This window comes from Microvirga sp. GN3, from assembly GCF_055792825.1.
This window is the reverse complement of sequence record NZ_JBVVAK010000189.1, coordinates 1-10,182: the sequence shown is the minus strand read 5'-3', so window position 1 is coordinate 10,182 and position 10,182 is coordinate 1. Positions and strand designations below refer to the sequence as shown.

At 62.9% G+C, this 10,182-nt stretch carries 9 protein-coding genes and 1 pseudogene; 5 read left to right on the top strand and 5 right to left on the bottom strand.

What is annotated here, in order from left to right:
- On the bottom strand, positions 1 to 1,328 hold a 1,328-nt coding region (locus ACS5Q1_RS41725), incomplete at its 3' end, for an IS1182 family transposase (protein WP_473103748.1).
- Between the two features lie 255 nt (positions 1,329 to 1,583).
- Here ACS5Q1_RS41725 and ACS5Q1_RS41720 point away from each other — a divergent pair.
- The 4 genes from ACS5Q1_RS41720 (at position 1,584) to ACS5Q1_RS41705 (ending at position 3,865) form a co-directional block, all read left to right on the top strand.
- On the top strand, positions 1,584 to 1,844 hold the full coding sequence (locus tag ACS5Q1_RS41720) for a hypothetical protein (protein ID WP_473103747.1): 261 nt from the start codon (positions 1,584 to 1,586) through the stop codon (positions 1,842 to 1,844).
- Between the two features lie 37 nt (positions 1,845 to 1,881).
- Positions 1,882 to 2,595: a gamma-glutamylcyclotransferase gene (locus tag ACS5Q1_RS41715; protein ID WP_473103746.1), complete on the top strand. Its 714-nt coding sequence runs from the start codon at positions 1,882 to 1,884 to the stop codon at positions 2,593 to 2,595.
- A 71-nt stretch (positions 2,596 to 2,666) separates the two neighbouring features.
- Positions 2,667 to 2,984: a hypothetical protein gene (locus ACS5Q1_RS41710; protein ID WP_473103745.1), complete on the top strand. Its 318-nt coding sequence runs from the start codon at positions 2,667 to 2,669 to the stop codon at positions 2,982 to 2,984.
- A gap of 35 nt (positions 2,985 to 3,019) precedes the next feature.
- Complete coding sequence (locus ACS5Q1_RS41705) at positions 3,020 to 3,865, top strand: hypothetical protein (RefSeq protein WP_473103744.1); 846 nt, start codon at positions 3,020 to 3,022, stop codon at positions 3,863 to 3,865.
- 74 nt (positions 3,866 to 3,939) lie between these two features.
- On the opposite strand, the gene ACS5Q1_RS41700 is transcribed toward ACS5Q1_RS41705, so the two are convergent.
- Both ACS5Q1_RS41700 and ACS5Q1_RS41695 read right to left on the bottom strand, forming a co-directional pair.
- Positions 3,940 to 5,238 carry a HEPN-associated N-terminal domain-containing protein gene (locus ACS5Q1_RS41700; protein ID WP_473103743.1) on the bottom strand — a complete coding sequence of 433 codons (1,299 nt, stop codon included), beginning with the start codon at positions 5,236 to 5,238 and terminating at the stop codon, positions 3,940 to 3,942.
- Between the two features lie 129 nt (positions 5,239 to 5,367).
- Positions 5,368 to 6,420, bottom strand: coding sequence for a hypothetical protein (locus tag ACS5Q1_RS41695; RefSeq protein WP_473103742.1), 1,053 nt, complete (start codon positions 6,418 to 6,420; stop codon positions 5,368 to 5,370).
- Between the two features lie 1,083 nt (positions 6,421 to 7,503).
- Between ACS5Q1_RS41695 and pdxR the strand changes: the two genes are divergently transcribed.
- Positions 7,504 to 8,922, top strand: a complete 1,419-nt coding sequence (gene pdxR, locus ACS5Q1_RS41690) for a MocR-like pyridoxine biosynthesis transcription factor PdxR (RefSeq protein ID WP_473103741.1) — start codon at positions 7,504 to 7,506, stop codon at positions 8,920 to 8,922.
- Between the two features lie 106 nt (positions 8,923 to 9,028).
- On the opposite strand, the gene ACS5Q1_RS41685 is transcribed toward pdxR, so the two are convergent.
- Both ACS5Q1_RS41685 and ACS5Q1_RS41680 read right to left on the bottom strand, forming a co-directional pair.
- Positions 9,029 to 9,964 carry an NADP-dependent oxidoreductase gene (locus ACS5Q1_RS41685; RefSeq protein ID WP_473103750.1) on the bottom strand — a complete coding sequence of 312 codons (936 nt, stop codon included), beginning with the start codon at positions 9,962 to 9,964 and terminating at the stop codon, positions 9,029 to 9,031.
- A gap of 94 nt (positions 9,965 to 10,058) precedes the next feature.
- Positions 10,059 to 10,182, bottom strand: a pseudogene (locus ACS5Q1_RS41680) (carboxymuconolactone decarboxylase family protein); the annotation flags it as partial.

The window sequence follows — 10,182 nt, the reverse complement described above, 5'->3', positions numbered from 1 at the left end:
TTGGTCAGGAAGTGGGTGCTGCCCATCCAGGCCTTGATGGTCCCGAACGGATGCTCCACCGTTTGCCGGCGGATGGTCATGGCTTCCGGCATGCGCTCGAGCCGAGCCTGCATCTGGTCGAGCACACCCTCGTGTTCCCAGCGCTTCACCCGCTTGTGCTTGTCAGGCGTGCAGCGGGGTTTGAGGGCGCAGGTCGAACAGGCGGTCAGGTTACGGTAATGATCGATATTGTCCCGACGATCGGAGCGCACCTTGCCCTTGGTCAGGTGCTGACCCGCCGGGCAGGTGTAGCGGTCGTGCTCGGCGTCGTAGACGAAGTCCTGCCCGGTAAAGAGGCCGCGCTTGGTGTTGCCGGAGGTCAGCGTCTTGGGAACCAAGGGCAGGACACCGGTGCCCTCGCAGGCCCGCACCTCGTCACCGTTGAAATAGCCGCGATCGGCCAGCGCCGTGATTTCCTCACATCCCATCACGTCCCGGGCTTGTTGCCCCATCGCGAGCAGTTGCGTGCGGTCGTTGCCGACATTCGTCACCTCATGGGCCACGATGAGATGATGCTCGGCCTCCACCGCCATCTGCACGTTGTAGCCGACGATGCCGGTGCCCTTGCCGCTGGTGGCCATCGAGCGCGCATCCGGATCGGTGAGGGAGATCTGCTGGTCGGGTGCGGCCTCGACCTGCTGTCCCATGTCCTTGAGAGCTTGCATCTGCCGGCGCAGGCCCTTGATCTTCTCCTTGAGCCGGCTTGTCCGGGCCTCGGCCACATCGTTGTCCTGCCGGTCGGCCCGATCGAGCGCCGCCAGGTAGCGTGCAATGCTGGCCTCGACCTGTTCCATGCGCTTGGCCACCTTGGCGACCGTGAAGTTCTTGTCGCGATTGTTGACGGCCTTGAACTTGGAGCCGTCGATGGCAACGACCGCCCGGGTGAACAGGTTGAGGCTTCGGCACAGCACGACAAACTGCGCGCAGGCGGCCCGGATCGCCGGGCCGTTGTCGCGGCGGAAGTCGGCGATGGTCTTGAAGTCCGGCCTCAGCCGGCCGGTGAGCCACATCAGCTCAAGATTGCGCTGGCTCTCGCGTTCCAAGCGGCGGCTTGATTGGATGCGGTTGAGATAGCCGTAGAGGTAGATCTTGAGCAAGGTGGCGGGATGATACGATGGGCGGCCCGTCACCTCCGGCACGATGCCGGCAAAGCCCAAGGCCGCAAGGTCCAACTCGTCGATGAAGACGTCAACAATCCGAACCGGATTGTCTTCGGTCACATAGTCGTCCAGGCAATCAGGAAGCAGGGTCGCCTGCCGACGGTCCTCACCCTCAACGAAACGCTTCATCGCGACCTCCGCCGACCACGATCAGCTTAGCAGATCAAAGCGTTTCCACACAGGCTGGACCCATTCCAGACGTTCAAAGGGTCCGCTTTCGGTCGGTTCGCGTCCAAAACTGTCGAACAGCCGACGGCCTCATCGGCTGCTTCGCGTCTCACGGGAGCTTCCGTGACCGTGCCGCCTGACCGGGCCAGTGGTGCCATCGTGAAGTTCGCGGCCTGATCCCCGAGATCGGTTCCATAAGACCTCTTCTCGAATTTCGTGGCTCGCGCGCGCGATCAGGCGCATGATCGGCAGGCCATGCCGGACGTGCAGCAAGAACGCGAATACCTCGCCCAGGCTGATCGGCATATCGCCGAGAGCGAGCAACGTTTGGCCAACCAGCTCCGTCTCATCGAGGGCATGCTCCAGAACGGCCACGAGACAGCCCTGGCCGAGGAGTGCCTTCTTCACTTGCAACAGGACCTCGAGCAGTGGCGCGCGCGCCGACGGCTCATCCTCGCACGATGGGGTGGAGGATGAGCCGTCTGCCTGTTCGGGTCCATTGATGGGGCAGGGCATGCCTGCGGTGAAGCGGCAGATGGCGCTCACGGCAGAGTTGGTCGCCAGCATGGCGCGCGTGGTCGAGGACGCCGGGCCCAGCCCCGGTGCGGTCTACCTGACGGATGCGGACTACGACGCCATCGTCCGGGACATGCTCGCCCAGGCCCCACCGGGCGACCTATGGCTGTTCGGCTATGGGTCGCTCCTGTGGAAGCCCGGCTTCGCGTATGCCGAGCGCCGGATGGCCACCGTTCAGGGCTGGCATCGCTCCTTCTGCCTCCGGATCGCACGCTTCCGCGCCACCCGCGACCAGAACGGGCTGATGATGGTGCTCGACCGAGGCGGACAGTGTCAGGGCATGATCTTCCGCGTTCCCGCGGATCAAGCCCCAACTGTCCTCAGCGAGCTGTTTCGCCGCGAGCTGGTGGTGAACCCACCGGCCACCCCGCCACGCTGGCTCACGGCGCAGACGGAGGACGGTCCCATCCGGGCCTTGGGTTTCGTGATCGACCGACGCAGTCCCTTCTATGCCGGCAGGCTCCCGCTGGAGGAGGTCGCGGACGTTCTCGCGAGGGCCGCAGGACACTGGGGATCCTGCGCCGAGTATCTCCAGAACACGGTTGCGCATCTGGAGGAGTTGGGGGTCCGGGACCGCAATCTCTGGCGCCTGCAAGCCTTGGTGGCCGAGCGGATCAAGGCCGCGACGTCCCCGCTCCGATCCGGCTTCTAATTGCTTGTTCCATATGGGCCATCCGGATTTCGGTGAGGGGGCAGCGAGGGGGCAGCCAGTGCTTCGGAAGAGTGCCGATATCGGCGGCAAGTCCCCCTGTCGAAGCGGCCCGCGAGGGTGCCGCGGGACTGGCGTCCGCCATGCAGCTCGCCGATGACGAGGCGGGCCGGCGTGAACGCGAGGTGCGGGCGGCGCTGGCCGCCGAGTTGGCCCAGGATCGTCTCACGGCGGAGGCTACGCAGGTCTTCCAGGGTGATCGCCTTGCCGTGTACTTGGGCAACCCGCAGCACGTGCTCGGCGGCAAGTCCCCGCTCGGCTACTGCATCGACGACGCCTCCTTCCTGAAGTGCGTGGAGCTGACGTTTCCGACGGGCAGACGCAGGCGTTGAACGCGACGGCTCCGAATCCCGGAGCGAATTCCATCTTGGACGGACGCACCACCGTGACCGGTCGGGTGGAGGGGGCACACGGCTTCGGAGCACTGCGCCTCGATCCCGGTCCCAACGCTCCCGCCCGGCCCAGGCGGGGTCGGCCGAAGGCGCCTGGCCTGGCCCACACCGCGGTGGCCGTCCGCCTGGGGGCTTCGCCACACACGGTCCCCGAACTGGTCCGCACCGGCTATCTGACGGTTCATCCGGCAAGCCGGGACGGCAAGGGCAGGGCGAGGATCGATGTGCGGTCGCTGGCAGCCTTCGAGGCGACGTTCATTGCTGCCAAGGACCTGGCTGAGGATCTCGCCTGTCAGGCCCCAAGCGTGATGGGCCGCCTGCGCCCGCACGGCATCCGGTCGATCCTGAAGGAGGGAAAGCCGAAGGATTTCACGGTGTTTGTGCGGCGCTCCGAGGTCGAGGCCGCGCTGGGACTTCGCTCGTCTCCCGCTGCGGAGACACCCCTCGACCGCTTCTGGGAGGAGGCCATGCATGCCGTCAGGGCAACGTGCCCGGCGATGCAACTGCCGCCACGGGCACCTCGGCCCGAGGTTTCGGTCTGGAACAGCGGGCGCACGGCCCGCGTGGCCGTGGCGCTGCGCGACGGCATCCTGTCGGTCACCATGGAATGCGCGACGGGGTCCCGCCGGATCGGGCGGGCGGTGGAGCGTAGGCAATCCCTCGAACGGGGAGGGATCGAATGGACCGAGGACAGGTATGGCGTGCGTCTCGACGCCCGATACGAAGAATTCGATCCTAGGACGAATGCATCCCGGAAGGCAGCGGCCCAATGGTTGGCTGATCGGCTGGATGTCATCCAGTCGGCATTCGGAACCAGATGACTACAGCCTGAAGTGCGACGAACAGCGCGTCGCTGGCGGTCACGGCAGCGACGCGACAACCCGAGAACAAGTGGTTAGAGCGGAGGAGCAGGAAACATTGTATCCGTAACAGGATCGAAGAAGACCTCTTCGTAGCCTGTCATCTCCAGCCAAGGTGGATCATGCCTTTCGTCTTCCATAAGGGCCCTCAAACGATCCAGCGTCGTTTCCGGGGCCGATGGGAAAACGGCATGATTGTCCGCGAACAGGACCACGGCCGTCTCTCCTGGGCGACGTGTGCTGCCATAAAGGATTCCGTCGATCTCCCTCTCGCCGTGCCGCGCAACGGTTCGGATGAACTCTGTTACGACCTGAGTCGGAACGTACTCAACATGCTCGCTGCTGTCCCGTTCGATTGGCTTCTGGAAGTCACCGATGAACTCGCGCATGAAAAGCGCCCACGGCCGATCGCTGGAGTGTTCGTTGTCGAACAACGACGGGATTCCCGGTGCGCGACGAAGATCGAGCAATACGAGATCCCTCTTTGCTTCAAAGGTGCCGACGGCAAACCGCCCAATCGCGGTGGTGGTCTCAGCCAATGCGACTTGTACCTTCGCGGCCCCATAGAACATGGGGATGCCGGCGGCGCTCATCCGATTTGCCTGCTTCGCAAGCTTGGCTGGAGGGGGGCCCATCTCACGGCTATTGTAAGGACCGGATCCGGATTGGTATCGGCACCGGAAGTACTTGGCGCCTGCCGGGACCGCCAGGAACAGGTTTGCGCGGGAACAGTAGTCGGCAACCTTGCTCAAGAAGGCGATAGGATCGTATGCAGCCTCCTGTAGCTCCATCCGCTCCAACAACCTCGAACTGTTAAGCTGCTGGAAATAGTATCTGCGTTCGTACTTGATGATGTCACAGAATATGCGCCAGCTTGAGCCAATGCTTTCGTGCATCGGTGCTGCCAAGGGGTCTTCGCGGCACCACTGCCGATCCGGTAGCCCAGCAATAATGTCCTCTAGGAGTCGGCCATCCTCGTCGCAGGGTAATTCGAGTTCGATATCCTGCGTGATGAGGTCTCGAGTTCCGCTGCTGGAAGCAAGTTCGATCATGCCTCCCGTTTCGTCGTCACGCACCATGAAGGTTTCCGCATCGCCCCACTCGGATTCAATGCAAATACATATGTAGCTGATGACATCTGCGAGATTGGCCGCAATCGGAGCCTCGGCTGCGGATCCGCAATAATCGCACCTGTTGCTCTTTACGTTTGAGGCCACGAACTCCTTCAGCCCTGGGTCGGCAAAGCACGATGAGCAGACGAATTTCTTATCAGCGTGCCAAAGGCTCATTCCTCGCTCTGTCATCTGGATCTGCTTGTCGCTGTGGTAGCCCATGGTGACCCTCAAGAGCTTTGTAGCTCGTGGCGGATCCCATACGTGCTTTGCACTGGGAAGGAAATCGATTCCTGTGCGGGATCCGTCTGGCGCTCATCCAAGCCGCTGCCGGAAGCCGATCCCTCCAGGTTAGATCCTTTTGGTGCCGTACCGATTCATCGCCTTATGGGCCATCTTCCGCAGCAGGATGCGCCAACGCGAAAGTCCCGGATCAGGATCGAGTACGGAGACCGAGTGGAGGGCATAGCCATAGCTGAACTTGCCGTGGACGATCGAGTTTCTGAGGGAGTACACCGCGTCGGCAAGAACTGGGGCCGCGGCGGTCTGGACAAGCCCGTCGGATGCGGCAGATCCGAGGATCTCGCTGTCCGCCAGGGACGCTATCAGCCTCATGACTGGACCTTTCTCGTCTCGCGTCACGAGTTCGAGCACCCGCTTCGAGAATTCGGCATCGCTGACGTTGCCGTCATGCCTCAACCGGCGCATCTCAGATGCTGGGGTGAGAAATGAAAAATATTCGAGAACCCGGTAGAAATAGATGCACGCTCCCGCATCATCCGTCTGCGCAATGCCGCTGTAGTAGAAGCGGAGGGGGTCGATGTCCGTGATGATGGGGGGAGCCGTAATGAACTCTGGTTCCGGTTCCTCCGGCTCTTCGAACCAGAGCGAAACGAGCAGGTCCTCGTCGATTGGGTAGAGATGGGGGAGGGCCCCGAACCTTGCCTCATAAGAAGCGCACGCGTTGAGGAAGGCCGCCTCGACTTCATCCGCGCGGGCTCCAAGGATCCGCAAGCTGCGGATCTGATCCCAGGAACCGAAGTACTTTTCCCTGTGGTAGGCGTTGAAAACTAACGCGGCGAGAGGGGTCGCACCGCCGAAGGAGGCTTCCAGCCCACCCATCCTGAATGTCACATCACGCTCCGTGACGGCGCTGATCAGGAACTCGTGATAGTTCCCGATGGTGAATCCGCTCAGGCCATGAGCCCTGAACTGGCCTCCGTTGCCTGCCGCAAGGTCCTCGTGACTCGGCATGAGATGAACGACTTCTCCATCCGGGACGAAGAGCTGCGTCCCCGTGATCGGCCACGTCACGCGAACGCCGCCAGGAACCTCCTCCTGGTGTAGGTGCTCCTCGAATTCGCTGGGTGAGGGCTCGAAGCAGTAGGGTATGTTAGGCTGCATTGTTACTTTGGCTCAAGGATTCGTCGGTAAGCGGCGGCATCTGAGGACGACCGCAGTGCCAACGATAGGTATGGCGCTGATGCATGGACAGTGCCTCGAAAGGACTTTCCACCCCAACTGAGACGTTTCGACCCGTCAAAGCCCCCAAACGTCGCGCCGTGGTGCCCGCAGTTGCACAGAGAGTCGACCCAACAGGCTGCACGGCATCATGCGACGGCCCCACACCGGGCGCGGCACCGGGGAAAGACGGAATCGGTAGGCGAAAAGGCCGCGCTGGGGTGCCGTGTCTACGCGTCAGGCAGATGGACCGGTCCCGCCAGCAGGCCCCTTTGGTCTTCCATGTCGTACGTCCTTTCGGAAAGCCCCTCTGGCAGGGACATCTGAAGGATTGGTTTAGCTTCTGCTTGACCGAAGGACTCGCGCCCGGGCGACCTAAACGTCGCTGGCGCTACCCTGACCCTCGCATCGAGAGCGTGTTGGCACTTGGGTTACCATTGACGTCGCGGCAGCACTGGCCAGGGCGTCGCATCCGCCTTAAGCCAGGAAAGTTTCACAGTTTCTGCGCGGGACCTCGAAAAAATTCCACAGATCCTGCGCTGCGTTGCATCAGTTCCCGCGCATGTTGGCATTGCCCTAGGAGACCCTGGATTTCAGAATTTCAGGGGATCTTGCGCGAAGCATTCTCTGCTTCGCGCAGGAACCCTGAAACTCGCCTTGTTTTCGGGCGTCTGACACCTGATCGGGCCGTAGACCCATCGTCGCTCGGCCGGAAATCCATCTCGCTACGCTTCATTCGCCTTCCGTGACGCTGACCGACGAAGAGGCGAACGACGATCTTCACGATCTGCTGACGAGGATGCCCTTGCCCATGTCGCGCCACAGGATACGGCGGCATTCGCGATGACCAATCCCTCTGAAAGACAACCGGCGTCTCTGGACATTCCCCGGACGCGGAATTTGGATATGACCAGGCGGTTCGGCTGGGTAAGACCATCATAGGTTTGGGCAAACCTCACCAGAACGCGCGGCGGTCTGTCGCAAACAGGTTCACGGCGGTTTTCAGAAGTGGGCGAGGTCAAACAGATGCGCACACTGTCTTTCACCATTGAGCGCGGGGGCAAGGCGTCACTCTCCTCCCAGATCTATACGGGCCTTCGCGACGCCATCCGCGAGGGGACGCTGGCCGCAGGCGCTCGGTTGCCATCCTGGCGCGATCTTGCCGTGCAGCTCGGCGTGTCGCGGGGCACGGTCCGGATTGTCTACGAACGCCTGCTCGACGAGCAGCTTCTCATTTCGCGTGGCGCCAGCGGCACATGGGTCGCCGAGATACCGCCGGCCCCGCACGTGCCGCCCAAGCAATCGATCAGCCATCCGTTCCCAACATTGTTTCCGGACTTCAGTCATCGGCCCTCGACATTTCAGATGGGCGTGCCTTCACAGGATGCGTTTCCATTCAAGCTGTGGACCCGCGTGATGTTGCGGAACACCCGCACCGCGTCCCTGCATCCGGTCAGCTACCCCGACCCACGGGGCGAGGCCGCCCTCAGGCAGGAGATCGCCTCTTACTTGGCCATCGCCCGAGGCCTGCAATGCAATGCCGATCAAGTCCTGGTGACGGCGGGCTTCGCCGGCGCCATCGGGATTACCGTGCGAACCCTGAAGCTGGAAGGCGCTAGTGCCTGGTTCGAGGATCCCGGTTTCCCCCTGACGAGGGCGGCGCTCCAGATTGCCGGCTTGAACATCGTGCCGGTGTCCTTGGACCACGAGGGCATCGATGTTCGACAGGGAGTATCGGTTGCGCAGCACGCCGCTCTCACCGTTGTCACGCCCGGCCAGCAAGCCCCAATGGGAATGACCATGTCGCTCGACCGACGCAGGGCGTTACTCGCATGGGCGGCACAACAGGACGCCTACATCATCGAGGACGATTATCTCGGCGAATTGCAGTTGCGGGGGCGGGCCGCGCCGGCGCTGGCCTCCGTCGACCGGGACGGTCGGGTGCTGCATATCGGTACGTTCAGTAAGACCATCAGCCCTTCTCTGCGCCTCGGCTTCATGGTGGTGCCGTCCCATCTGGCGAAGGCATTCGCAGAAACCGCCGCCTGCCTTGCCCCGGCGCCTGCCGTTGCAGTTCAGCATGCGGTCGCGGAGTTCCTGCGCGAGGGGCATTACCTGCGTCACCTACGGAAGATGAAGCGCCTTTATGCCGCCCGTCGGCAGAGGCTGGCGGACATGCTCTGCGAGTTGGTGCCGTCGGATCATGCGGTGGATGCGGATGGTGGCCTAGCGGTGCGGCTCGATCTTCCTCCGCATTATGACGACGTGGCGGCATCCGAACGCGCCCTGCAATACGGGATGGCGCCGGTGCCGCTTTCACTGTGGTATCTGTCTTCTCCCGCTCAGCGGGGACTGCTGCTCGGCATCACGAACTATTCCGAACGCACGCTTCGCAAGGACTGCATCAAGCTGCTCGAATTCGTCGCGGCAAGCCGGCTTCGCTGAAGGGGCAGGCTAGAGCATCGTGCGGACCTCCAGTTCCGCGCCCAACGATGCTGTCATCAAGAAAGGAAACATCGCACGGGATCCAGCCGCGTTGCCTATTGACCACTCATGTCGTTCCCGCCGTGAGAACGATCTTTCCCTTCGGCGGCGGTCGAATGCCTTCCAGCATGAGATGTGCCTCGCGTGCGTCCGTGAGGGGGATGACCGTGCCCACCCGTGTCCTCAGGTCGCCCCTATCGATGAGGCCTGCAATCTCCGTCAGGTGCCGGGTTGTGACGTTCACCAGGAAAAAGGTCGCGTCGACGCCATAGCTCTTTGCAAAATCCTGATCCGGCTGAGAGACGGCCGAGATCAGTCTGCCGCCACGGCGCAGGACCTGGAACGAACGCATCTGCGTCTCGCCCCCAACCAGATCCAGCACGGCGTCCACCTCCCGAGAAGCGTCCTCGAAACGATCGGCCCGGAAATCAACCACCGCGTCCGCCCCCAACTCGCGCACGAATGCGACGTCGTCAGTGGCGGCCGTTGCAATGGTTCGGATGCCGGCACGGCGGGCGAGTTGCACCGCGTAGGCGCCCACATTGCCGGCTGCCCCGTGGATGAGGACCGTCTGGCCGGCCTGGAGGCGCGCCTGGTCGAACAACCCCTGCCAGGCCGTCACGGCGATGACGGGAACGGAGGCCGCCTCGACATGGGTGAGCGAGGTCGGCTTGTGGGCGATCATTTCCGCCGAAGCCAGCGCGTACTCAGCGTAGGCACCGATGAACCGCGGGTTCGTGACGCCATAGACCTGATCGCCGATGCGCAGGTCGCTGACATCGGGCCCAACGGCCTCGATGTCGCCAGACAGGTCGGAGCCCAGGGTAAGGGGGAGTGGTTGGGGCAGGGCGCTCTTTCCAGCCCTGATCCAACCGTCCCAGGGACCAACCCCGGCGGCGTGCACTTTGACGAGGACTTCGCCGGGGCCGGGATTGGGCATGAGAACGCGCTCGAACTGCATGGTCTCCGGTGGGCCGAACTCATGCACACGCCAGGCCATCATGGACGGCCGTGTTTGGTGCTGACCTGCGTCATGGATCACGCTGTTGGTATCCATCTGGATCTCCTTGCATCTGTCTGATGCGCTCGGGCGGATTTCACGCGGCTGCGGCGGAGGCTGCGGCGAGCGGCGGCACGCGGAAGCTGATTGCCAGGCGGTTGTAGGCGTTCATCAGGCCGATGGCGATCGTCAGGTCGGCCAGCTCCTTCTCGCTGAACGCC